21 protein-coding genes and 1 pseudogene are annotated in these 22,239 nt (G+C 72.7%); 13 read left to right on the top strand and 9 right to left on the bottom strand.

Translation table 11 applies throughout. The annotated features are described in order from the left end of the window. Positions 1-21 precede the first annotated feature (21 nt). Together AB0O21_RS24085 and AB0O21_RS24090 are read right to left on the bottom strand one after the other, a co-directional pair. Positions 22-1,413 carry a metallopeptidase TldD-related protein gene (locus AB0O21_RS24085; RefSeq protein ID WP_365173708.1) on the bottom strand — a complete coding sequence of 464 codons (1,392 nt, stop codon included), beginning with the start codon at positions 1,411-1,413 and terminating at the stop codon, positions 22-24. Next, positions 1,410-2,933 (bottom strand): TldD/PmbA family protein, encoded by a 1,524-nt coding sequence (locus AB0O21_RS24090; protein WP_365173710.1) that lies wholly within the window; start codon positions 2,931-2,933, stop codon positions 1,410-1,412. Before AB0O21_RS24090 ends, AB0O21_RS24085 begins: the two co-directional genes overlap by 4 nt. A gap of 184 nt (positions 2,934-3,117) precedes the next feature. Between AB0O21_RS24090 and fabG the strand changes: the two genes are divergently transcribed. The 3 genes from fabG (at position 3,118) to AB0O21_RS24105 (ending at position 5,231) form a co-directional block, all read left to right on the top strand. Continuing rightward, complete coding sequence (gene fabG, locus AB0O21_RS24095) at positions 3,118-3,837, top strand: 3-oxoacyl-[acyl-carrier-protein] reductase (protein ID WP_365173713.1); 720 nt, start codon at positions 3,118-3,120, stop codon at positions 3,835-3,837. Positions 3,838-3,842: 5 nt separating this feature from the next. Then, positions 3,843-4,613 carry an enoyl-ACP reductase FabI gene (gene fabI / locus AB0O21_RS24100; protein ID WP_365173715.1) on the top strand — a complete coding sequence of 257 codons (771 nt, stop codon included), beginning with the start codon at positions 3,843-3,845 and terminating at the stop codon, positions 4,611-4,613. Between the two features lie 189 nt (positions 4,614-4,802). After that, entirely contained in the window at positions 4,803-5,231 is a 429-nt protein-coding gene (locus tag AB0O21_RS24105) for a hypothetical protein (protein WP_365173717.1), read from the top strand. Here the strand turns inward: AB0O21_RS24105 and AB0O21_RS24110 are convergent. After that, positions 5,212-5,913: a FadR/GntR family transcriptional regulator gene (locus AB0O21_RS24110; protein ID WP_365173719.1), complete on the bottom strand. Its 702-nt coding sequence runs from the start codon at positions 5,911-5,913 to the stop codon at positions 5,212-5,214. The genes AB0O21_RS24105 and AB0O21_RS24110 overlap by 20 nt on opposite strands. 78 nt (positions 5,914-5,991) lie before the next feature. Here AB0O21_RS24110 and AB0O21_RS24115 point away from each other — a divergent pair, with 78 nt between their 5' ends. From AB0O21_RS24115 to AB0O21_RS24130, 4 genes are all read left to right on the top strand, one after another. Beyond that, positions 5,992-7,266, top strand: coding sequence for an MFS transporter (locus tag AB0O21_RS24115; protein WP_365173721.1), 1,275 nt, complete (start codon positions 5,992-5,994; stop codon positions 7,264-7,266). Positions 7,267-7,271: 5 nt separating this feature from the next. Beyond that, positions 7,272-7,391, top strand: a complete 120-nt coding sequence (locus AB0O21_RS24120; RefSeq protein WP_365173724.1) for an SGM_5486 family transporter-associated protein — start codon at positions 7,272-7,274, stop codon at positions 7,389-7,391. A 99-nt stretch (positions 7,392-7,490) separates the two neighbouring features. Next, entirely contained in the window at positions 7,491-7,703 is a 213-nt protein-coding gene (locus tag AB0O21_RS24125; RefSeq protein WP_365173726.1) for a hypothetical protein, read from the top strand. 51 nt (positions 7,704-7,754) lie between these two features. Continuing rightward, positions 7,755-8,276 carry a histidine phosphatase family protein gene (locus AB0O21_RS24130; protein WP_365173728.1) on the top strand — a complete coding sequence of 174 codons (522 nt, stop codon included), beginning with the start codon at positions 7,755-7,757 and terminating at the stop codon, positions 8,274-8,276. Between the two features lie 48 nt (positions 8,277-8,324). Here the strand turns inward: AB0O21_RS24130 and serB are convergent, their stop codons facing one another. Beyond that, a complete protein-coding gene (gene serB, locus AB0O21_RS24135) occupies positions 8,325-9,524 on the bottom strand; it encodes a phosphoserine phosphatase SerB (RefSeq protein ID WP_365173730.1) in 1,200 nt (399 codons plus the stop codon). A 422-nt stretch (positions 9,525-9,946) separates the two neighbouring features. After that, on the bottom strand, positions 9,947-11,587 hold the full coding sequence (locus AB0O21_RS24140; RefSeq protein ID WP_365173732.1) for a streptophobe family protein: 1,641 nt from the start codon (positions 11,585-11,587) through the stop codon (positions 9,947-9,949). A 212-nt stretch (positions 11,588-11,799) separates the two neighbouring features. Between AB0O21_RS24140 and AB0O21_RS24145 the strand changes: the two genes are divergently transcribed. Next, positions 11,800-14,352, top strand: coding sequence for an FHA domain-containing protein (locus tag AB0O21_RS24145; protein WP_365173735.1), 2,553 nt, complete (start codon positions 11,800-11,802; stop codon positions 14,350-14,352). Between the two features lie 88 nt (positions 14,353-14,440). On the opposite strand, the gene AB0O21_RS24150 is transcribed toward AB0O21_RS24145, so the two are convergent. The 3 genes and pseudogenes from AB0O21_RS24150 to AB0O21_RS24160 all read right to left on the bottom strand — a co-directional run. Next, positions 14,441-15,109 (bottom strand): transglycosylase SLT domain-containing protein, encoded by a 669-nt coding sequence (locus AB0O21_RS24150; protein ID WP_365173737.1) that lies wholly within the window; start codon positions 15,107-15,109, stop codon positions 14,441-14,443. Between the two features lie 312 nt (positions 15,110-15,421). Then, complete coding sequence (locus tag AB0O21_RS24155) at positions 15,422-16,444, bottom strand: S-adenosylmethionine:tRNA ribosyltransferase-isomerase (RefSeq protein WP_365173740.1); 1,023 nt, start codon at positions 16,442-16,444, stop codon at positions 15,422-15,424. 254 nt (positions 16,445-16,698) lie between these two features. Continuing rightward, positions 16,699-17,373, bottom strand: a pseudogene (locus AB0O21_RS24160) (SDR family NAD(P)-dependent oxidoreductase); the annotation flags it as partial. Between the two features lie 157 nt (positions 17,374-17,530). On the opposite strand from AB0O21_RS24160, the gene AB0O21_RS24165 reads away from it, so the two are divergent. The 3 genes from AB0O21_RS24165 (at position 17,531) to AB0O21_RS24175 (ending at position 19,686) form a co-directional block, all read left to right on the top strand. Continuing rightward, a complete protein-coding gene (locus tag AB0O21_RS24165; protein WP_365173742.1) occupies positions 17,531-18,676 on the top strand; it encodes a GAF domain-containing sensor histidine kinase in 1,146 nt (381 codons plus the stop codon). After that, on the top strand, positions 18,669-19,322 hold the full coding sequence (locus AB0O21_RS24170; protein ID WP_365173744.1) for a response regulator transcription factor: 654 nt from the start codon (positions 18,669-18,671) through the stop codon (positions 19,320-19,322). Before AB0O21_RS24165 ends, AB0O21_RS24170 begins: the two co-directional genes overlap by 8 nt. Before the next feature lie 118 nt (positions 19,323-19,440). Further along, entirely contained in the window at positions 19,441-19,686 is a 246-nt protein-coding gene (locus AB0O21_RS24175; protein WP_329391089.1) for a chaplin, read from the top strand. A gap of 261 nt (positions 19,687-19,947) precedes the next feature. Here AB0O21_RS24175 and AB0O21_RS24180 read toward each other — a convergent pair whose 3' ends face one another. Beyond that, positions 19,948-20,733 (bottom strand): hypothetical protein, encoded by a 786-nt coding sequence (locus AB0O21_RS24180; protein WP_365173747.1) that lies wholly within the window; start codon positions 20,731-20,733, stop codon positions 19,948-19,950. A 144-nt stretch (positions 20,734-20,877) separates the two neighbouring features. On the opposite strand from AB0O21_RS24180, the gene AB0O21_RS24185 reads away from it, so the two are divergent. Both AB0O21_RS24185 and AB0O21_RS24190 read left to right on the top strand, forming a co-directional pair. Beyond that, positions 20,878-21,678, top strand: a complete 801-nt coding sequence (locus AB0O21_RS24185; RefSeq protein ID WP_365173750.1) for an ABC transporter ATP-binding protein — start codon at positions 20,878-20,880, stop codon at positions 21,676-21,678. Between the two features lie 71 nt (positions 21,679-21,749). Next, positions 21,750-22,178, top strand: a complete 429-nt coding sequence (locus AB0O21_RS24190) for an NfeD family protein (protein ID WP_365173752.1) — start codon at positions 21,750-21,752, stop codon at positions 22,176-22,178. The last annotated feature ends 61 nt before the right edge of the window (positions 22,179-22,239 follow it).

Genomic DNA, 22,239 nt, shown 5'->3' on the forward strand with positions numbered 1-22,239 from the left:
CAAGAGATCAGTCTAGGCCGGTCAGACGCCCTGACTCACCGAACTCATGTTGAAGTCCGGGATGCGGACAGCCGGCATCGCGGCCCGGGTGAACCAGTCGCCCCACTCGCGCGGCAGGGTCTTCTCGGTCCGTCCGGCCTCCGTCGCCCGCGACAGCAGGTCCACCGGGGACTCGTTGAACCGGAAGTTGTTGACCTCGCCGACGACCTGCCCGTTCTCCACCAGGTAGACGCCGTCCCGGGTCAGGCCCGTGAGCAGCAGGGTGGCCGGGTCGACCTCGCGGATGTACCAGAGGCAGGTCAGCAGCAGACCCCGCTCGGTGGCGGCCACCATCTCGTCGAGGGACTTGTCCCCGCCGCCGTCCAGGATCAGGTTCCCGAACGAGGGGGAGAGCGGCAGCCCGGTCAGCCCGGCGGTGTGCCGGGTCGTGGTCAGCCGGGCCAGCTCGCCGTCCCGGATCCACTCGGTCGCCGGGACCGGCAGGCCGTTGTCGAAGACCGAGGCGTCGTCCCCGGAGCTGTGCGCGATGACGAACGGCGCGGACTCCAGGCCGGGCGCGTTCGGGTCGCTGCGCAGGGTCAGCGGCAGCTCGGACAGCTTCTCGCCGATGCGGGTGCCGCCGCCGGGCTTGGAGAAGACCGTACGGCCCTCCACCGCGTCCCGGGCCGTCGCCGACCACATCTGGTAGATCAGCAGGTCCGCCACGGCCGTCGGCGGCAGCAGCGTCTCGTACCGCCCGGCCGGCAGGTCGATCTTCCGCTCCGCCCAGCCCAGGCGTACGGCGAGCTCCGCGTCCAGCGTGATCGGGTCCACGTCCTTGAAGTCCCGGGTGGCCCGGCCGGCCCACGCCGAGCGCTGCCGGTCCGGGGACTTCGCGTTGAGCTCCAGGGTGCCCTTGGGCTGGTCGTGGCGCAGCCGCAGGCCCGCCGAGGTGCCGACGTACGTGGAGACGAGCTCGTGGTTGGCGAAGCCGTACAGTTCCCGGCCGCCCGCGCGGGCCCGGGCGAAGGCCTCGCCGAGGGCGGGCGCGAAGTCGGCGAACACCGCGGAGGAGGTCTCCGCCGGGGCGTCGGTGAAGTCCGGCGACACCGGGGTCGCGGTCACCAGCGGCTGGGCGTCCTCGGCGGGCCCGGCCCCCCGCGCGGCCGCCTCGGCGGCCCGTACCAGCGGCTCCAGGTCCTCGGCGGTGACGGCGGAGCGCGAGACGACCCCCGAGGCCGTGCCCTCCTTGCCGTCGACCGTGGCGATGACGGTGAGGGTGCGGCCGCGGGTGACGCCGTTCGTGGTCAGGGCGTTGCCCGCCCAGCGCAGATTGGCGGTGGACTCCTCGTCGGCGATGACGACACAGCCGTCGGCGGTGGAGAGCTCCAGGGCGCGCTCGACGATCTCGTGGGGCTTCGTACGCGGGCTCATCGGCCGGCCTCCTGCGTGGTGTTCAAGATGTTCACGTCGCGGAACAGCGCGGACGGGCAGCCGTGCGAGACCGACGCGACCTGGCCCGGCTGGGCCTTGCCGCAGTTGAAGGCGCCGCCCAGGACGTAGGTCTGCGGGCCGCCGACCTTCTCCATCGAGCCCCAGAAATCGGTGGTCGTGGCCTGGTAGGCGACGTCGCGCAGCTGACCGGCCAGCTTGCCGTTCTCGATGCGGAAGAACCGCTGCCCGGTGAACTGGAAGTTGTAGCGCTGCATGTCGATCGACCAGGAGCGGTCGCCGACCACGTAGATCCCGCGCTCCACCCCGCCGATCAGGTCCTCGGTGGACAGCCCGCCCGGATCCGGCTGGAGGGACACGTTCGCCATGCGCTGGACGGGCACGTGCCCGGGGGAGTCGGCGTAGGCGCAGCCGTTGGAGCGGCCGAGGCCGGTCAGCTTCGCGATCCGCCGGTCCAGCTGGTAGCCGACCAGGGTGCCGTCCTTGACCAGGTCCCAGCTCTGCGCCTCGACGCCCTCGTCGTCGAAGCCGATGGTGGCCAGCCCGTGCTCGGCGGTGCGGTCACCCGTCACGTTCATGATCGGGGAGCCGTACTTGAGCTTGCCCAGCTGGTCGAAGGTGGCGAAGGAGGTCCCCGCGTACGCGGCCTCGTAGCCCAGCGCCCGGTCGAGCTCGGTGGCGTGGCCGATGGACTCGTGGATGGTGAGCCACAGGTTCGAGGGGTCCACGACCAGGTCGTAGCGGCCGGCCTGCACGCTCGGCGCCCGCATCTTCTCGGCGAGCAGGCCGGGGATCTGCTCCAGCTCGGAGTTCCAGTCCCAGCCGGTGCCCGTCAGGTACTCCCAGCCGCGCCCGGCGGGCGGGGCGATGGTGCGCATCGAGTCGAACTCGCCGGTCGTGCCGTTGACGGCGACCGCGGTGAGCTGCGGGTGGATCCGCACGCGCTGCTGCGTGGTCACGGTGCCCGCGGTGTCGGCGTAGAACTTGTTCTCGTGCACGGCGAGCAGCGAGGCGTCCACGTGCGCGACGCCCTCGGCGGCCAGCAGCCGCGAGCTCCAGTCGGCGAGCAGCGCCGCCTTCTCGGAGTCCGGCACGTCGAAGGGGTTCACGTCGTAGGCGGAGATCCAGGTCCGCTCCGAGTGGACCGGCTCCTCGGCGAGCTCCACCCGCTCGTCGGACCCGGCCGCCTTGATCACCTGCGCCGACAGCTTGGCCATGGCCACGGCCTGCGAGGCCACCTTGGCGGCGCCGTCCATCGTCAGGTCCACGCCGGAGGCGAACCCCCAGCTGCCCCCGTGCACGACCCGGACCGCGTACCCGAGGTCGGTGGTGTCGGACCCGCCGGAGGGCTTGGCGTCCCGCAGGCGCCAGGACGCGCTGCGGACGCGCTCCAGCCGGAAGTCGGCGTGCTCGGAGCCCAGCGCACGGGCCCGGGCGAGCGCCGCGTCGGCGAGCGCCCGCAAGGGCAGCGCGGTGAAGGCCGCGTCGATGGAATGGGGCACGGAAGTCCTCCCGGGGTCGGGGCCGGTCGCTCCGATCATGTCGCGATCGAGGCGCGTGTGCCTACATCTTTCTGTAGGGACTCGACAGAGCCCGTCGCAAGGCCCTGTCGGAGGTCGATTCTCCGTACGGGGGACCGGCCCTATAGGTTTTCGGTATTCAGACCGCTAGCGAAAGGGTGATCCGTTGAGCCGCTCGGTTCTCGTCACCGGAGGTAACCGGGGCATTGGCCTCGCCATCGCCCGAGCCTTCGCGGAGGCCGGAGACAAGGTCGCGATCACGTACCGGTCGGGTGAGCCGCCGCAGGAGCTCACCTCGCTCGGCGTTCTGGCGGTCCGCTGCGACATCACCGACTCCGAGCAGGTGGAGCAGGCCTACAAGCAGGTCGAGGACGCGCACGGCGCGGTCGAGGTGCTCGTGGCCAACGCCGGCATCACCAAGGACACGCTGCTGATGCGCATGTCCGAGGAGGACTTCTCGTCGGTCGTCGACACCAACCTCACCGGCACCTTCCGGGTGGTCAAGCGCGCGAACCGCGGCATGCTCCGCGCCAAGAAGGGCCGCGTCGTCCTGATCTCCTCGGTCGTCGGCCTCCTCGGCTCGGCGGGCCAGGCCAACTACGCCGCCTCCAAGGCCGCGCTCGTCGGCTTCGCCCGCTCGCTCGCCCGTGAGCTGGGCTCGCGCAACATCACCTTCAACGTCGTCGCCCCCGGCTTCGTGGACACCGACATGACGAAGGTGCTCACCGACGAGCAGCGCGCCGGCATCGTCGGCCAGGTGCCGCTCGGCCGATACGCGCAGCCCGAGGAGATCGCGGCGGCCGTGAGCTTCCTGGCGTCCGACGACGCCGCGTACATCACCGGAGCCGTCATTCCCGTTGACGGCGGATTGGGCATGGGTCACTGATCACCATGAGCGGAATTCTCGAGGGCAAGCGCATCCTCATCACCGGGGTGCTGATGGAGTCGTCCATCGCTTTCCACACCGCCAAGCTGGCCCAGGAGCAGGGCGCCGAGGTCATCCTCACCGCGTGGCCGCGCCCGTCGCTGACCGAGCGCATCGCCAAGAAGCTGCCCAAGCCGGTCAAGGTGATCGAGCTCGACGTCACCAACCAGGAGCACCTCGACCGCCTCGAGGGCCTCGTCCGTGACGAGCTCGGCGGCCTCGACGGCGTCGTCCACTCGATCGGCTTCGCCCCGCAGGACGCCCTCGGCGGCAACTTCCTGAACACGCCGTTCGAGTCGGTGGCCACCGCCATGCACGTCTCGGCGTTCTCGCTGAAGTCGCTGACCATGGCCTGCAAGCCGCTGTTCCCGGCGGAGGGCGCGGCCGTCGTCGGCCTCACCTTCGACGCGCAGTTCGCCTGGCCGCAGTACGACTGGATGGGCCCGGCCAAGGCGGCCCTGGAGGCCACCAGCCGCTACCTCGCCCGTGACCTGGGCAAGGAGAACATCCGCTGCAACCTGGTCTCGGCCGGTCCGCTCGGCTCGATGGCCGCGAAGTCCATCCCGGGCTTCTCGGAGCTGGCCGACGTCTGGAACCAGCGCTCCATGCTGGAGTGGGACATGACCGACCCGGAGCCCACGGGCCGCGGCGTCGTGGCACTGCTGTCGGACTGGTTCCCGAAGACCACCGGCGAGATCGTCCACGTGGACGGCGGCCTGCACGCGATGGGTGCCTGACCGGTCCCGAGCACGTACGGCGGCGGCCGCGCTTCCCTCTGGGGGAGGCGCGGCCGCCGCCGTTTTCCGTGCGCGTTCGATCGGATGTTCACCGGCTGATCGGATCTTCCCGAGTCGAAAAGCGGGACAGATGCCTGCAAACTGGCCAAGTCGGGATCTTCCCGGCTCCTGCGGGGAGGAGGTACGGGAGTGCGCGCGAGGCCGAGCGGAGCGGTATCGCTCCTGGTCACAGCCGTGATCCTGACCGGACTCCTGATCCCCGGGGCGGCCGCCCAGTCCAGTGGGGAGGAGTCCGCGTCCGGTCCCGAGGGGGTCCCCGCCGTCGTCGACCTCGCCGAGATCCCCGCCGAGCCGCCCGTACAGCCCGCCCGGCCCCCGGCCAAGGAGCTCTTCGGTGCCGACTGCGACACCGAGATCTCGGGCTCACAGGTGACGGCGCGCTGCCACAACGGCTACCCGGAGACCGACATGGTGCGGCTGCACGTCGAATGCGACCGCTGGTGGGACCTGGACGGCGACAGCGCCGCCGTGGCCGTCGGCCCGGCCGGCCGCGTCGAGCTCGTCAGCCGCTGCTGGAAGGAAGTCCGCTCGGCCTGGGTCAGCCACCAGCGGCCGTGAGGTCCCCAGGGGGTGCCTTGCCGAGGCAGACGAACGGATAGCCCGCCGCCTCCGAGGCCGCCGCGTCCCCGTCGCCCCGCCGGATCGCCTCGATCAGCCGGGAGTGGTCCAGATGGGCCTCCGGGCGCAGCTCCGTTCCGACGTCCGTGCGCAGCCAGTCGGCCACCAGATCGCCGAGGTCCGCGTACAGCTCGATGAGCACGTCGTTGTGCGAGGCCGTCACCACGGCCATGTGCAGGCTCACGTCCGCCGCGACGAACACCTCCGCGTCCCCGCCCGCCCAGGCCTCCTCGCGCCGCGCCAGCAGTGCGTCCAGCTGTACGAGGTCGCGCTCGCTGCGCCGCTCCGCCGCCAGCCGGGCCGCCGAGGACTCCAGCGTGGAGCGCAGCTCGGCGATGTGCCGCGGATCGGCCCCGGCGAAGCGGCGGTGCATCACGCCGGCCAGCTCGCTGGTGGCCAGGACGTACGTACCCGAACCCTGCCGGATGTCCAGCAGCCCGTTGTGCGCCAGCGCCCGCACGGCCTCGCGCACGGTGTTGCGGGCGACGCCCAGCAGCTCCACCAGCTCCGGCTCGGTGGGGATGCGGGAGCCGACCGGCCACTCGCCGGAGGTGATCTGGTTCCTCAGCTGGGCGATCACCTGGTCGACGAGTGCGGAGCGCCGGGGCGAGGTCAGGGGCATGGGGTCCTCTCGAAGGCGCGTGTGGCTTACACAGAAATGACTGGACAACCAATCATCCCATGATTCTATGATGGTTGAATGCTCGACGAAGAAATCCAGCCCCGCGACCTGACCGCCGCTGCCGCGCCCCCCCGGCAGGCACCGGCGCAGCCGGCCTGGCTCGGCCCCGTGCTCATCGTCGGCATCGTGCTGGCCGCCCTCAACCTGCGGCCCGCCATCACCAGCCTGGGCGCCCTGTTCGAGGAGACCCGCGAGGGCCTCGGCATGAGCGGCACCGTCGCCGGACTGATCACCTCCGTCCCCGCGCTCTGCTTCGCCGTCTTCGGCGTCACCGCACCCCGGCTCTCCCGCCGCTTCGGCCCGGCCGCCGTCGTCTGCGCCGGCATGGCCGCCGTCGCCGCGGGCCTGCTGATCCGCGCCTTCGCGAGCAACGCCGCCGGGTTCCTCGCCGCCAGCGCCCTGGCACTGGCCGGCATAGCCCTGACCAACGTCCTGCTCCCGGTCATCGTCAAGCGCTGGTTCCCGGAGAAGGTCGGCACCATGACCGGCCTGTACTCCATGGCCCTGGCCGCCGGCACCTCCCTCGCCGCCGCCGGGACCGTCCCGCTGACCGAGGCCCTCGGCGGCAGCTGGCGTACCGGCCTCGTCCTGTGGGCCGGGCTCGCGGTCATCGCCGTACTCCCGTGGCTGCCCGTCGCCCGCGCCTCCCGCAAGGAGGAGCGCGGGGCGGCGGCCGCCGCCCCGGCCACCGCGAGCACCGGCCCCAGCGTCGTCCGCAGCCGCACCGCCTGGGCGCTGGCCTGCTACTTCGCCCTCCAGGCCACCGGCGCGTACATCACCATGGGCTGGCTCCCGCAGATCTTCCGCGACGCCGGGGTCTCCGCCTCCACGGCCGGCGTGCTGCTCGCCGTCACCATGGTCATGGGCGTCCCCCTCGCCTTCGTCATCCCCGGCCTCGCCGGCCGGATGAAGAACCAGGGCGCCATCGCCGCCACCCTCGGCGTCTTCGGCCTCACCGGCTACCTCGGGCTGTACCTCGCCCCCGTCGCCGGCGCCTGGGCCTGGGCGATCCTGCTCGGCGTGTCCAACTGCGCCTTCCCGCTCGTCATCACCCTCATCGGGCTGCGCGCCAAGACCCCGGCCGGGGTCGTCAAGCTCTCCGCCTTCGCCCAGAGCACCGGCTACCTCCTCTCCATCCCCGGCCCGCTCCTGATCGGCGCCCTCTACCAGCACAGCGGAGGCTGGGACCTCCCGCTCGCGGTGATGGCGGGCATCCTCGTACCGCAGATCGCGCTGGGCGTGCTGGCCGGCCGGGACCGCACGATCGAGGACGAATGCGGCATGCGAGACTGATCGGCATGTCGCCCGTACTTGAACCCAACCCGCAGAACGGCCACAAGAAGCTCGGCCTCGTCCTCGGCGCGATGCTCGCCGTGACCGTGGTCATCGCGGTCATCGCGACGCTCGCCTCCCCCTGAGGTGGGGGTAACCCCACCACCCCTAGGGGGTCAGGCTCAGGGTGAAGTGGGGTGTGCCCCGGATGGGAACGGCCGCCCCGGATCCATAGATTCGTAGGCATGTCGGTCCCCACGCACACCCGCGCCCGCCCACCCGCCACCACACGCTTCGGCGCGGACGCCCGGCTGCACTGGTGGGCGCTGGCACTGCCCGCCCTCGCCTTCGGGCTCCTCCTGCTGCTCCTCGCCGGATCGGGCCAGGCCGAGGCCGCCACCGGCGAGGACCCGGCGCTGGTCCAGGTCGCGCAGGAGCTCCTGCGCGCCGTCGCCTGACCCCTTCAACACCCTGCGCCGCACGCCCCGTTTCATGCGAAGCTGGGAGCCATGAGCGCCGACACACCCCGCAGGATCGCCCTCCTCCGGCACGCCAAGGCCGACTGGCCCCAGGTGTCCGACCACGACCGCCCGCTGGCGGAACGAGGCCGCAAGGACGCGCCGGCCGTCGGTCTGAAGCTCGCCGAAACCGGCATCGCCTTCGACCTGGCCCTCTGCTCCACCGCCGCCCGCACGCGCGAGACGTGGAAGCTCGCCGTCCAGGAAATGCCGCACCGGCCGAAGACCCACTACGAGGAACGGCTCTACGACGCCTCGCTCGGCGAGCTCATCGCCCTGCTGAACGAGACCTCCGACGAGGTGGCCGACCTCCTCGTCATCGGGCACAACCCCGGCATGCACGCCCTTGCCGACGCCCTCTCCGGACGGGCGAAGGACGACACCCTCGCGCGCATGACCCGTACCGGATTCCCGACCGCGGCGCTCGCCGTCGTCTCCTTCACAGGCTCGTGGAAGTCCCTGGAGCACGGAGTGGGCACGCTGCTCGACTACTGGACCCCCAAGGGCCACTGAACACGAACGGGCCCCGGCAGCCGGGGCCCGCTCTTGTGTCCTACGAGGTCACGCCAGGTCGGCGGCCTCGACCTCCTCGCGGGTGATCCCGAGCAGGTACAGCACCGCGTCCAGGAAGGGCACGTTCACCGCCGTGTGCGCGGCCTCGCGCACCACCGGCTTGGCGTTGAAGGCCACGCCCAGCCCGGCCGCGTTCAGCATGTCCAGGTCGTTGGCACCGTCGCCGATGGCCACCGTCTGGGCCAGCGGCACCCCGGCCTCGGCGGCGAACCGGCGCAGCAGCCGGGCCTTGCCCGCCCGGTCCACGATCTCGCCGGTGACCTTGCCCGTGAGCTTCCCGTCGACAATCTCCAACGTGTTGGCGGAGGCGAAGTCCAGCCCCAGCCGCTCCCGCAGATCGTCCGTCACCTGGGTGAAACCGCCGGAGACCACGCCCACCTGGTAGCCCAGCCGCTTGAGCGTACGGATCAAGGTCCGCGCACCCGGCGTCAGCTGCACCTCGGCCCGCACCTTGTCCACGACCGAGGCGTCCAGACCCGCGAGCAGCGCGACACGGGCGTGCAGCGACTGCTCGAAGTCCAGCTCACCGCGCATGGCCCGCTCGGTCACCTCGGCGACCTCGGCCTCGCAGCCGGCGTGCGCGGCGAAAAGCTCGATCACCTCGTCCTGGATCAGCGTCGAGTCCACGTCCATCACGACCAGGCGCTGCGCCCGGCGGTGCAGCCCGGCCGAGACCACGGCCACGTCGACACCGATCTGCGAAGCGGCCGTGGCCAGCGCGGTGCGCAGCGGCTCGGTCTCGGTGCCGGATACGGCGAACTCCACCGCCGTCACCGGGTACTTGGCCAGGCGGAAGATACGGTCGATGTTGCCGCCGGTCGCGGTGATGCGGGCGGCGATGGCGGCGGTGGACTCGGCGGTCAGCGGATGCCCGAGCACGGTGACGTGCGAACGGCCACTGCCGCGCGGCCGGTTGTCACCGGTGCCGGAGAGGATCTCGGCCTGCATCTTGAGCGACTCGGCCCAGCTGTGGACGGTGGCCCGCAGCTCGCCCTCGGCTCCGCCGGCGGGCTTGGTGACGAGGGCGCACAGGACGATGCGGCCACGGGTGACGACCTGCTCGATGTCGACCACGTCGACGGAGTAGGCGGCGAGGGTGTCGAACAGCCCGGCGGTGATCCCGGGACGGTCCTTGCCGAAGATCTTGACGAGGAGGGTGGGGACGTCGGAGGTCTGCGATGCGCTCATGGTGCTCTCACCGTATCTTCCCGACCCCCACTCCCGGACCCCCGTCCCACCCTACGGGCGTAGCCCCGCCGGGGTCGGGTGTGCGGTGGGGTGCCCCGGCAGGGCGTCGAACGCGGGTGCGCGGCGGTGCGACCTCTGTGATACCGCCGCGCCGCCGGGGTCGGGTGTGCGGTGGGGCGCCCCCGCAGGGCTCCGAACACAAACACCCTCGGCCCTCCGCCCCCTGGAAACGTTCGGAGCCCGAGGAGGTGCCCCGCCGCGCGGCCGGCCCCGGCGGCCCTTTGCGTGCGGGCCGCTGCGCGGGGCCTTTCCCCCACCCCGCCCCTTCCCGAAACCGGGCTCCGCCCGGACCCTCCCCCAGACTCCGTCCGGGGGTACCCCCGCCCTCAAACGCCGGACGGCTGGAGTTCCGGCCCACGTCTTCAGCTGCTGGGTGGCGGAGGTGGGGGCGGGGGAGGGGGCGGGGTGAACGGCGGCCGGCGCGGCGGCCTGGGCGGCGTGGGTGGGATGCCGGTGACGGTGACGTCCCAGGAGCCGTCCGCCCCGGGGTCCGTCACCGGACCCGCCCCCGGACCCCCGCCGGGCGCGGCTTCGCCGGACGAGCCGGGCCCGGGGCCCGCGCCCCAGGCGTGGCTGCGGCCCGGCTGCGGGGCGGCTGCCCCGTACGGGGCCGTGGGTGCGTCAGGGCCCGCAGCGCCGGGGCCCCAGCCGGGAGCCGGCCAGGCAGGCGGCCCGCCCGGCCGCGCCGGACCGTCGGGCCACCCCGGGGCGGCGGCCCGACGGCCGCGCCGGGTCAGGGCCGCGCCCGCGCCGCCGGCGAACGCCCCCCAGGCCGCCCCCAGGGCGAGGGCGAACACCACCGACCCCCGCAGCTCAGCGCCGGCGTCAACGGCGTCCACGCCCAGCACCGCGAGCGAGGCGTCCGCCGAGAACCCCGTCAGCCCCACCAGCACCGCCAGCCCCACCCCCGTCGCCGCCGCCAGCCGCGCCGCGCACTCCCCGACCCCGCGCCCCGGACTTCGTACGGCCGCCAGTACGCCCGCGCAGAGCAGCAGCAGGGCCGACCCCGCCACCAGCAGCCACACCCGCCCGTCGTACTCCGCGAGCCGCGCCACCGTCACCGGCTCCCGCGCGCCGGCCCCCACCAGCAGCTCGTCGAGCGGATCCGGCAGCAGCCGGGCCGGCGCCCCCGTGGCCCGGCCGCGCAGCGGCACGAACAGCCCGAGCAGCACGCCCAGCCAGGCCCCGTTCGGCGCACCGAGCAGCGCGGCCCCCAGCACGTGCCGTTCCTCCCCGGGCTCCGCCCGAACGGCCGCCCACACGGCCGCCGCCAGCCCGGCCGCCACCGCCACCAGCAGTACCGCCACCACAGCCGAGGCGGCCGGGCGCAGCCGCGCCCACCCCGCCGGCCCGCGCCGCGAGACCAGCAGCGCCACGCCCAGCACCACCGCCACCCACACCCCGGCACCCACCAGCGTCGGCCAGAGCTCCACCGAGAAGCCCACCCGGGCCCGGGTCTCGATCAGCTCCCCGACGCGGTCCGGCAGCAGCCCGCCGATGTCCCCGAGCCCCGGGATCTCCAGCTTCGGCGGCACCTTCACCGGAGCCGGAACCGCCGGCAGCCGCGGCCCGTCCACCGTGACCACGTCGTGCCCGGCCCACGCCAGCCCGCCCGCCGTCGCCACGAACAGCCCCGCGACCACCGTCACCCGGGCCACCAGCTCGCCCGCCGCCGCCCCGGCGCGCAGCGAGCGCAGGAACACCGAGGCCAGCACCAGCGCCCCGGCCAGCGCCACCCCCAAGGGCATGACGTCCAGAGAGCCCTCCGCGCCCGGCCCGTCGACCCCGAAGACCGACATGTCACCCGAGGGGGTCACCGTCCCGCCGACCGCCAGCACCACCACGGCGGCCGTCATCGCCCCGAGCGAACCACCGAGGGCGTCGGCCCCCAGCAGGTGCAGCCCCAACCCGGCCACCCCGGCCATCACGGCCAGGGACCAGCCCACGGCGGCGAGGCCGGACAGCAGCACGTCCCCCCAACGAACGCGACGCACACCAGGCATACGCGGTTCCCCCGATCAGGGCCGAGCGGGCGAGAAGTCCCGTATCTCACTCTCCGGGTGACTTTCGGCCCCGTCAACGGGCAGGCGTAGACGCCGCATCGTGGCCCCGATTCCACATGTGGGCCCGGGCCTGAAATAGTTCCCCCGGATGTTCGCCATCCCTAGACTCCCTGACGTCAGGGGGATTCTCGGGGGACTTAAGTGGGGCTGGAGTGCCGGAACTCGTACTGGAATTGAATGGAAGGACCTGGACGCTCGATCCGTCCAGGTCGTACTCGCTGGGGCGCGACCCCCAGGGAGACGTGGTGATCGACGACGCCCGGGTGTCGTGGCGGCACGCCACCATCGCCTGGAACGGCCGTGGTTGGGGTATCGAGGACCACGGCAGCACCAACGGCACGTACGTGCACGGTGCCCGGGTCCAGCAGACCGAACTCGTGCCCGGCACGCCGGTCCACCTGGGCAACGCCACCGACGGCCCGCGGCTGAACCTGAGCGCCGCCGCCGTACCGCAGCAGGCCCAGGCCCAGCAGGCGGCCCCGGCGCAGGCGTACGCCCAGTCGCAGGCCCAGGGGTACCAGACCCCGCAGCAGCAGCCCCAGCAGCAGGCCTGGGAGCAGCAGCAGCACGCACAGCAGCAGCACGCGCAGCAGCACGCCCCGCAGCCGCAGGCCCAGCAGCACTTCCCGCAGCAGCAGGGCGCCGCGCCCGCGCCCCGCCCCGCGCAGGGCGGCGCACCCGCGTACGGCGACCGCAGCCCGACGACGTTCCACCAGCTCTCGCTGGGACACGTCATGCGGATCGGCCGTGCGCTGGAGAACGAGCTGGTGGTCTCCGACCTCCAGGTCTCCCGCCACCACGCCGAGTTCCGCTCGATGCCCGGCGGCCGCTTCGAGATCCACGACCTCGGCAGCCACAACGGCACCTACGTCAACGGCCAGCCGCTGCCCAAGTCCGGCACCGCGCTGCTCGGTCCGAACGACATCGTCGGCGTCGGCCACTCGACGTTCCGGATCGTCGGCGACCGCCTCGAGGAGTTCGTCGACACCGGCGAGGTCTCCTTCTCGGCCCGCCACCTCACCGTCACCGTCGACGGCGGCAAGCAGATCCTCAAGGACGTCACCTTCGGCGTCCCGGAGAAGTCGCTGATCGGCGTCATCGGCCCCTCCGGCTCCGGCAAGTCGACCCTGCTCAAGGCGCTCACCGGCTACCGGCCCGCCGACCAGGGCGACGTCCTCTACGACAACCGCAACCTGTACAAGCAGTTCGCGGAGCTCCGCCAGCGCATCGGCCTGGTCCCGCAGGACGACATCCTGCACAAGGAGCTGACCGTACGGACGGCCCTCAAGTACGCGGCCAAGCTGCGCTTCCCCGGCGACACCGCCGAGGCCGAGCGCGCCGCCCGCATCGACGAGGTGCTGCGCGAGCTGAAGCTCGACATCCACAAGGACAAGAAGATCACCGCGCTCTCGGGTGGTCAGCGCAAGCGCGTGTCCGTGGCCCTGGAGCTCCTCACCAAGCCGTCGCTGATCTTCCTGGACGAGCCGACCTCCGGCCTCGACCCGGGCATGGACCGCGACGTCATGCAGCTGCTGCGCGGCCTCGCCGACGACGGCCGCACCGTCCTCGTCGTCACCCACTCGGTGGCCGAGCTGGCCATCTGCGACAAGCTGCTGGTCATGGCCCCGGGCGGTTCGGTCGCGTACTTCGGCCCGCCGGACGACGCGCTGAACTTCTTCGGCTACAGCACGTGGGCGGACGTCTTCTCGGCCTTCGAGAACTACCGCGACTACGACTGGGCCGGCCGCTGGAAGGGTTCCCAGCACTACCAGCTGTACGCCGCGGACCTCGACGCGGTCGCCCCGCAGTCGGTGGCCATGCCGCCGGCCCAGCAGATGCGCCCGAGCACCCCGCAGGGCTGGGGCTCGCAGCTGTGGACGCTGATCCGCCGCTACGTCTCGGTGATCGCGTCCGACAAGGGCTTCATGGCCCTGATGCTGCTCCTGCCCGCGGTCCTGGGCGTGGTCTCCACGGTGATCCCCGCGAAGTTCGGCCTCGCCCCGCCGGTCGCCCCGTCCCGGTTCAACGGCGACGCCGGCACGATCATGCTGATCCTCGCGGTCGGCATGTGCTTCTCCGGCGCCGCCAACTCGGTCCGTGAGCTGATCAAGGAACGCGTGATCTACGAGCGTGAGCGCGCGACCGGCCTGTACCGGTCCGCGTACCTCATGTCGAAGGTGATCGTCCTCGGCTTCATCACGGCCATCCAGGGCGTGATCATCTGCGCGATCGGCTTCTTCCCGCGCGACCTGCCCACCGAGGGCCTGGTCATGCCGCCGGCCGTCGAGATCTGCCTGTCGGTCATCGCGCTCGGCTTCACCTCGATGATGTTCGGCCTGGTGATCTCCTCGCTGGTGAAGACCGCCGAGAAGACCATGCCGCTGCTGGTCATGTTCGCGATCGTCCAGGTCGTGTTCACCGGCATCCTCTTCCAGGTGTACGACTCCCCGGGCCTGGAGCAGTTCGCCTGGCTGATGCCCTCCCGCTGGGCCATCGCCGCCGCCGGCACCACGCTGAACCTCGGCAAGCTCATGCCGCCGTGGGACGCGGAGAACCCGAGCAACACCGACCCGCTCTGGGACGCCACGGTCGGCCAGTGGAGCCTGAACATCACCATCCTGCTGCTCCTCGGCATCGCCTGCGGCTTCCTGGTCCAGCGCCTGCTGCGCCGCCACGAGCCCGAGGTCATGCGGGCCGGCAAGTAACGCCGTACGTGCAAAACGCCTCAGGGCGGCACCCGGACATCCGGGTGCCGCCCTGAGGCGCATGTGGCATGGGGGGTGTCAGCGAGGCCTAGTAGGCGCTGTTGACGTTGTCCATCGAGCCGTAGCGGTCGGCCGCGTAGTTGCAGGCGGCGACGATGTTGGCGACCGGGTCGTACTGGTCGAACTTGGTGCCCTTGACGTGGTACGCCTTGAAGGTCGGCAGGATGACCTGGAGCAGACCCTTGCTGGGGATGCCGTTCTGGGCGTTGATGTCCCAGTTGTTGATCGCCATGGGGTTGCCGCTGGACTCGCGCATGATGTTGCGGTGGATGCCGGCGTAGGTGCCCGGAATGCCTTCCTTCTTCATGATGAAGAGGGCTTCCTTGATCCAGCCGTCCAGGTTGTTCGCGAAGACGGGGGTGCGGGCGGCGGAGCGGCTCGCGGCCTCCTTCTGCTCGCGGTCCTTCTTCGCGTCGGCCTCGGCCTTCGCCTTGGCCTCGGCCTTCGCCGCGTCCTTCGCCTGCTTGTCGGCGACGACGTGCTGCACGGAGAGGTTCTGCTGTACGGCCTTCGTCTGCGCACCGTCGACGACCTGGGTCCAGGCGACGGGGGCGGCGACGGTCGCCGTGGCCTCGGCGGCGTCGGCCGGGACCAGGGAGAAGGCGAGCGCGGCGGCACTGAACGTGGCGACGCCGGCAATGGACAGCTTGTGTGCCTTCGTCAGACGACTGTGACCGGGAGTGCTGGAAGCAGACATGGCGGGGCAACCTCTTCGAATAGCGGGGGCCGCAGGAAAGCGCCGCTCGGATCCGGGATCCGCGGCGCTGTGCGACGAGGGCAATTCTTAGCGGTGGCAAAAAGCTGTGGCAAAGGTGTGACGTACGATCCTGCTTAGTGGATCACGGACTGGGGCCGAGGCCCGATTTCCGGCCTCGGCACTAGTCGCACCCGTGCTGACGGGACCTTTATCCGTCCACTAGGGAACTTCGTAAGTGATCTGGGTCCTATGCGCGGGCTCACATCGGGCACGTAACGATTTCACCGAGCGTTGCTGAAGCAACGCAATCAGTCACCGATTGTCATCCTTGAGTAGCAGATGCACGTCCCCGAACTCGTGCCAAAGGCAGAGCCGGGCCACGGCCTCGGCGTACCCGCGCCGTACGGCATCCCGCCCCGCCACCGCCTCCAGCATCAGCAGATGGGAGGCCTCGGGCTCGTGCAGCCCGGTCAGCAGCCCGTCCACCACCCGCACCCCGCGCTCCGGCGTCACCACCAGACCGGTCCACCCGCCGGCCGCGCGCACCACCCCGTCCGCCCCCGCCGCCGACTCCAGGGCCCGCACGGCGGTGGTCCCCACCGCGAGCACCCTCCCGCCGCCCGCCTTCGCCGCGTTCACCAGCCGCGCCGTCGTCGCGGGCACCTCGTACCGCTCCGGGTAGGGCGGCTCGTGCGCCTCCTGCGAGGCCACCCCCGTGTGCAGGGTCAGCGGCGCGAACTGCACCCCCCGGCTCACCAGCCGCGCCACCAGCTCCGCCGTGAAGGGCCGGCCCGCGCTCGGCATCTCCGCCGAGCCCGCCCCGTCGGGCGCCGGCACCGCGAAGACCGTCTGGTACGCCGACAGCGGCTGGTCCCGCTCCGTGTACGCGTACCGGATCGGCCGCCCGTACGCCTCCAGCAGCGCGGGCACCTCCGCGGACGGCCGCGCCCACCACAGCCGGTCCGCCCCCGCGGACAGCGGCTCCTCCAGCACGAGCCGGTGCCCGCCCGGCAGCTCCACCAGCCCCCCCGCGGGCCCGCCGGCCCGCCGCCGGGTCGTCCCGCCCCCGGCCGGCTCCCGCAGCTCCACCGCCCAGCGCCCGTCGTCCCCCCGGGTCGAGAAGTGCACCACCACGTCCGCGCCGCCCAGCCGCCCGTCCACGGCGGCCGGCAGCGTGGCCGAGGTGTTCACCACCAGGACGTCCCCGGCCCGCAACAGCCCCGGCAGCTCCCGGAAGGCGTGCAGCGAGACCTCCGCACTGCCCCGCGAGACCAGCAGCCGTACGGAATCCCGCCCCCTCCCCGGCCCGCGCTGCTCGGCGGGAACCCGGGCCATCAGACCAGGCGGAATGTCCCTTATATACAGTCCCTTCTCCGGTAGCGCCGACCGCCCCCTCACCGCCGGCCCCCCAAACCCGCAGCCCCGCCCGCAGCGACGCCGGCCGAGCTGCCGCCGGCCCCGCCCGCAGAGCTGTCGGTCGAGCCGCCCGCCGCCACGCCCGTACCGGGCTCCGCGACCGGCTCGCCATCCGTACCGCCGCCTCCGTCGTCCGCCCGGCCCGCCGCGAGGCGCCCGGCCGCGAGGCGCTCCGCCGTGTACCGCCCGCTCGGCAGCCCCTCCGCCCACAGCCGCAGCAGCACCGGCGCCACCTCCTCCGGCGTCGGCAGCCCCGCCAGGTCCTCCCCGGGCTCGGCCGCCGCCATCATCCGCGTCCGCATGGAACCCGGGTCCGCCCACCACACCCGCAGCCCGGGCTCCTCCACCGCCAGTACGGCCGACATCAGGTCCCCGGCCGCCTTCGTGGCCCCGTACGCCCCCCACGTCGCGTACGGAACCACGGCCGCGTCCGAGCTGATGTTCAGCACCGCCCCGGCCCCCGAGGCCCGCAGCAGCGGCAGCCCCTCCTGGACCAGCCCCAGCGCCCCCACCACGTTCACCTCGAACGCCTCCCGCAGCCCGTCCAGCGAATGCTCCGCCAGCGGCACCAACGGCTCCGCCCCCAGCACCCCCGCGTTGTTCACCAGCAGGTCCAGCCCGCCCAGCTCCCGCGCCGCCGCCACCAGCGCCGCCCGGTGCGCCCCCGAGGGCACGTCCCCCGGCACAGCCACAACCCTCCCTCCCGACCGCGGCAGCGAACCGGCCGCCTCCTCCAGCGCCGCCGCGCCCCGCGCACTCAGCACCAGGTCCCAGCCGCGCGCCGCCAACTCCCCGGCCAGCGCCCTGCCCAGCCCCCGCGAAGCCCCCGTCACGATCGCCACCGACATGACCGCACCACGCCTTCCGTCCCCGATCAGCAGATGCCCCCAACCTAGGAAGGCCGCACCCGCCGCCGCGTCGGCCGCGAGCCCCACCCGCACAGGTCCCTTGGACCTACGCCCGAGGCCCGATCCCGCAGGTCACGGTCCTGGGTACGGTGACCCCATGCACAAAGGACGCACAGGACCCGAACGCACCGGCCTGGCCGCCGTGAGCACCGCTCTGCTCGCCATGAGCCGCCGCCTGGAGGTCCGCGACGTCCTGCGCACGATCGTCGTGTCGGCCCGCGAGCTCCTGGACGCCGAGTACGCGGCCCTGGGCGTCCCGGACGACCACGGCGGCTTCGCCCAGTTCGTGGTGGACGGCATCAGCGCCGAGCAGTGGCGTCGCATCGGCCCGCTGCCCCGCCAGCACGGCATCCTCGCCGCGATGCTCCACAAGGACGCCCCCGAGCGACTGGCCGACGTACGCCAGGACCCGCGCTTCGGGGGCTGGCCGGCCGCGCACCCCGAGATGTCCGACTTCCTCGGGCTGCCCGTCCGCGACGGCGAGGAGATCCTCGGCGCCCTCTTCCTCGCCAACAAGAAGGGCCCGGGCGCCTTCACCGACGAGGACGAGGAACTCCTCTCCCTCCTCGCCCAGCACGCGGCCATCGCCCTCACCAACGCCCGGCTCTACGAGCGCAGCCGCGAGCTCACCATCGCCGAGGAGCGCTCCCGCCTCGCCCACGAGCTGCACGACGCCGTCAGCCAGAAGCTGTTCTCGCTCCGCCTCACCGCCCAGGCCGCCGCCGCGCTCGTCGACCGCGACCCGGCCCGCGCCAAGGACGAGCTCCAGCAGGTGTCCGCCCTCGCCGCCGAGGCCGCCGACGAACTGCGCGCCGCCGTCACCGAGCTCCGCCCGGCCGCCCTCGACGAGGACGGCCTCGTCGCCACCCTCCGCACCCACGTCCAGGTACTCGACCGCGCGCACACCGCGCACGTCACCTTCGCCTGTGACGGCGTACGGGCCCTGCCCGCGACCCAGGAGGAAGCACTCCTGCGCGTCGCCCAGGAAGCCCTCCACAACGCCTTGCGCCACTCCGGCGCCGACCGCGTGGAGGTCACCCTGGCCCGCACCCCCGACGGCGGCGCGGTGCTCAAGGTCCGCGACACCGGCAAGGGCTTCGACCCGCAGACCGTCCGCCGTGCGGGCCGCCACCTCGGCCTGGTCTCCATGCGGGACCGCGCGAGCGGCGTCGGCGGCCGGCTCACCGTCCACTCGGAGCCCGGCAGGGGCACCACGATCGAGATGGAGGTCCCCGGTGGCTGAAGACACCGGACGAATCCGCATCCTGCTGGTCGACGACCACCAGGTGGTCCGCCGCGGCCTGCGCACCTTCCTGGAGGTCCAGGAGGACATCGAGGTGGTCGGCGAGGCCTCCGACGGCGAGGAGGGCATCGCCCGCGCCGAGGAGCTGCGGCCCCACGTGATCCTGATGGACGTCAAGATGCCGGGCACCGACGGCATCGAAGCCCTGCGCCGGCTCCGCGAGCTCGAGAACCCGGCCCGCGTCCTGATCGTCACCAGCTTCACGGAACAGCGGACCGCGATCCCCGCCCTGCGCGCCGGAGCCGCCGGATACGTCTACAAGGACATCGACCCCGACGCCCTCGCCGGCGCGATCCGCTCCGTCCACGCGGGCCACGTCCTCCTCCAGCCGGAGGTGGCGCAGGCCCTCCTCTCCCAGGAGGAGCAGCAACCCGCCGGCGCCGGCCGCCCCGGGTCCCTCACCGACCGGGAACGGGAGGTCCTGGGCCTGATCGCGGACGGCCGCTCAAACCGGGAGATCGCCCGGGCGCTGGTCCTGTCCGAGAAGACCGTCAAGACGCACGTCTCGAACATCCTGATGAAACTGGACCTCGCGGACCGCACCCAGGCCGCACTGTGGGCCGTCCGCCACGGTCTAGCCGAGTAAACGGATTTCATACGGTCGGGTGTATGTAGCCCGGACGGCGCAACCCGATCACGGGTCGGCCGTTCTCCATGACGTGCCGCGACGGCTGGTCGCGGCAGACGTACTGGAGGACGAGAACGTGAAGAACTTCAAGAAGGCCGCAGCAGTCACCATGATCGCGGGCGGCCTCGTCGCCGCCGGCGCCGGTGTCTCCTCGGCGCACGGCAGTGCGTCGGCGGAGGGCGAGGCCCTGAACTCGCCCGGCGTGGCCTCCGGGAACCTGCTCCAGGTCCCGGTCCACGTCCCGGTCAACGTCGTGGGCAACTCGGTCACCGCGATCGGCCTGCTGAACGGCGCCTGGGGCAACACGGGCGTCAATTCCTAACTGCGAGCCTCGCACCGGCCCCGCTTCCCCCTCTCTCCCCGGGAAGCGGGGCCGCGGTGTCTCCGGCCCCGCCGGGCAAAATCCAGCCCCGCCGGCGTTTGAGGCGCGGGGGTCCGGGGGCGGAGCCCCCGCAACGGCGCCGCACGCGGCGCTCCGGCTCAGCCGAATCCAGCCCCGCCGGCGTTTGAGGCGCGGGGTCTGGGGCGGAGCCCCAGGAGCCGGGGCGCAGCCCCCGCCCGGCCCGGCCCCCCGCGGCCCGCGTCAGCGAAGCCGTTCCTCCACGGCCGCGTTGTACGCCGCCACCAGCGCCCGCCGAGCCACCCGCTCCACCGGCCGCAAGGCCTCGGCCCGCGCCGCCATCTCGGACGAGGACACTGCACCCCCGTGCCCGTGCTCGTACGCCAGCGACACCATCAGGTCCACCCGCTGCGCCAGCGACAGCACCCGCACCGCCCGCACCGGATACCCCGGCGCCAGCGCCTTGTCGGAAGGCCCCGCCTCCGCCCGCGCCCGGTACGCCGACAGCGCGGCCTCCGCGACCGGCCCCGACCCCGCCACGTCCAGCCGCGTCAGCACCACCGTCGCCTCGCGCAGCGCCTCCGCCAGCTCCCGCTCGGCCTCGCCCAGCGACGGCACGTCCGCCGGCGGAGCCTCCCGTACCGGCAGGCAGTGCCACACCACCGAGACGTGCACGTCCCCGGCCGGCCCGGCCTCCGTCACCTCCGGCACCAGCCCCATCGCAGCGCCCACGCACACCACGGCCTCCTCGGCCTCCAGCGCCCGCGCGTTGAACTCCGGCGGCCCGCTCAGCCCCAGCGGATGCCCCGGCGCCGGCAGCGCCACCCGCAGCCCGCTCACCCCCAGCGCCCGCAGCCGGCCGAGCGCCAGCGTGAGCCCCACCGGCTCCGCCTCACCCGGCAGCCCCGCCACCCGGTGCACGGCGTCCTCGCCCACGATCGACAACACGGCCTCGTCGGGCGAGACCAGACCGGCCAGCAGAGCGTTCCCCCAGGCGGCCAGCCGCCCTGAACGTGGTTCGAAAAGCATCCCCCCACTCTACGGATCCGCCCCGCACGGGCCCCCGCACCGGGCCCCGGCCCCGGACCCGTCCCCGAGTGGCGTAGGTTTTCCTCTGGGGCCGCGCCTACAGGCGCGCACAGAACCGTGACTGCAAGGGGTGACAACACGCTCATGAGCGATGTTCTGGAGCTGGTGGACGTATCCGTGGTCCGCGAGGGCCGGGCGCTGGTGGACCAGGTCTCCTGGTCGGTCAAGGAGGGCGAGCGCTGGGTGATCCTCGGCCCCAACGGCGCCGGCAAGACCACGCTGCTGAACCTCGCCTCCAGCTACCTCTTCCCCACCAAGGGCACCGCCACGATCCTCGGCGGCACCCTCGGCAAGCCCGGTACCGACGTGTTCGAGCTGCGCCCCCGCATCGGCGTCGCCGGGATCGCGATGGCCGACAAGCTCCCCAAGCGGCAGACCGTCCTGCAGACCGTCCTCACCGCCGCCTACGGCATGACGGCGACCTGGCAGGAGGAGTACGAGGAGATCGACGAGCAGCGCGCCCGCGCGTTCCTCGACCGCCTCGGCATGAGCGAGTACCTCGACCGCAAGTTCGGCACCCTCTCCGAGGGCGAGCGCAAGCGCACCCTGATCGCCCGCGCCCTGATGACCGACCCCGAGCTGCTGCTCCTCGACGAGCCCGCCGCCGGCCTGGACCTCGGCGGCCGCGAGGACCTCGTACGCCGCCTGGGCCGGCTCGCCAGCGACCCGCTCGCGCCCTCGATGGTCATGGTCACGCACCACGTCGAGGAGATCGCCCCCGGCTTCACCCACGTCCTGATGATCCGCCAGGGCAAGGTCGTCACCGCGGGCCCGATCGACCTCGAACTGACCTCCCGCAACCTCTCGCTCTGCTTCGGTCTCCCGCTGATCGTCGAGCGCAACGGGAACGACCGCTGGACCGCCCAGGGCCTGCCCCTGCGCTAGCCGCACCCGCGCACCAGCGCGAGGGCCCCGCACCCTGTCCCGACCGCGCCCACCCCGCCTACCATGACCATGTGGACATCGACGCGTGGGTGTGGTGGCTCATCGGCGCGGTCGGACTGGGCATCCCCCTCGTCCTGACCGCGATGCCGGAGTTCGGCATGTTCGCCGTCGGCGCGGTCGCGGCCGCCATCACGGCGGCCGTCGGCGGGGGAGTGGTGGCCCAGGTCCTGGTCTTCGTGATCGTGTCGGTCGCGCTCATCGCCGTCGTACGGCCGATCGCCAACCGGCACCGCGACCAGCGACCCCAACACCGCAGCGGAATCGACGCGTTGAAGGGCAGAAGCGCAGTCGTCCTCGAACGCGTCGACGGCCGAGGCGGCCGCATCAAGCTCGCCGGCGAAGTCTGGTCCGCGCGCACCCTCGACGCGGACACCAGCTTCGAACCGGGCCAGTCGGTCGACGTCGTGGAGATCGACGGGGCGACCGCCGTCGTCATGTGACAAGCAGACCGCTCGCGGCCCCCGGGTCTGCGAGACTCCGTTCAACGGGGCAGCACAGACA

It is taken from the genome of Streptomyces sp. NPDC091371 (assembly GCF_040684275.1).
Taxonomy (GTDB): domain Bacteria; phylum Actinomycetota; class Actinomycetes; order Streptomycetales; family Streptomycetaceae; genus Streptomyces.

Bases quoted from the DNA above. Each gene is read 5' to 3' on its own strand.
- AB0O21_RS24085 (WP_365173708.1), bottom strand. From the start codon at position 1,413: ATGAGCCCGCGTACGAAGCCCCACGAGATCGTCGAGCGCGCCCTGGAG.
- fabI (WP_365173715.1), top strand. From the start codon at position 3,843: ATGAGCGGAATTCTCGAGGGCAAGCGCATCCTCATCACCGGGGTGCTG.
- AB0O21_RS24110 (WP_365173719.1), bottom strand. From the start codon at position 5,913: ATGCCCCTGACCTCGCCCCGGCGCTCCGCACTCGTCGACCAGGTGATC.
- AB0O21_RS24115 (WP_365173721.1), top strand. From the start codon at position 5,992: ATGCTCGACGAAGAAATCCAGCCCCGCGACCTGACCGCCGCTGCCGCG.
- AB0O21_RS24120 (WP_365173724.1), top strand. From the start codon at position 7,272: ATGTCGCCCGTACTTGAACCCAACCCGCAGAACGGCCACAAGAAGCTC.
- AB0O21_RS24125 (WP_365173726.1), top strand. From the start codon at position 7,491: ATGTCGGTCCCCACGCACACCCGCGCCCGCCCACCCGCCACCACACGC.
- AB0O21_RS24130 (WP_365173728.1), top strand. From the start codon at position 7,755: ATGAGCGCCGACACACCCCGCAGGATCGCCCTCCTCCGGCACGCCAAG.
- serB (WP_365173730.1), bottom strand. From the start codon at position 9,524: ATGAGCGCATCGCAGACCTCCGACGTCCCCACCCTCCTCGTCAAGATC.
- AB0O21_RS24140 (WP_365173732.1), bottom strand. From the start codon at position 11,587: ATGCCTGGTGTGCGTCGCGTTCGTTGGGGGGACGTGCTGCTGTCCGGC.
- AB0O21_RS24150 (WP_365173737.1), bottom strand. From the start codon at position 15,109: ATGTCTGCTTCCAGCACTCCCGGTCACAGTCGTCTGACGAAGGCACAC.
- AB0O21_RS24155 (WP_365173740.1), bottom strand. From the start codon at position 16,444: ATGGCCCGGGTTCCCGCCGAGCAGCGCGGGCCGGGGAGGGGGCGGGAT.
- AB0O21_RS24165 (WP_365173742.1), top strand. From the start codon at position 17,531: ATGCACAAAGGACGCACAGGACCCGAACGCACCGGCCTGGCCGCCGTG.
- AB0O21_RS24180 (WP_365173747.1), bottom strand. From the start codon at position 20,733: ATGCTTTTCGAACCACGTTCAGGGCGGCTGGCCGCCTGGGGGAACGCT.
- AB0O21_RS24185 (WP_365173750.1), top strand. From the start codon at position 20,878: ATGAGCGATGTTCTGGAGCTGGTGGACGTATCCGTGGTCCGCGAGGGC.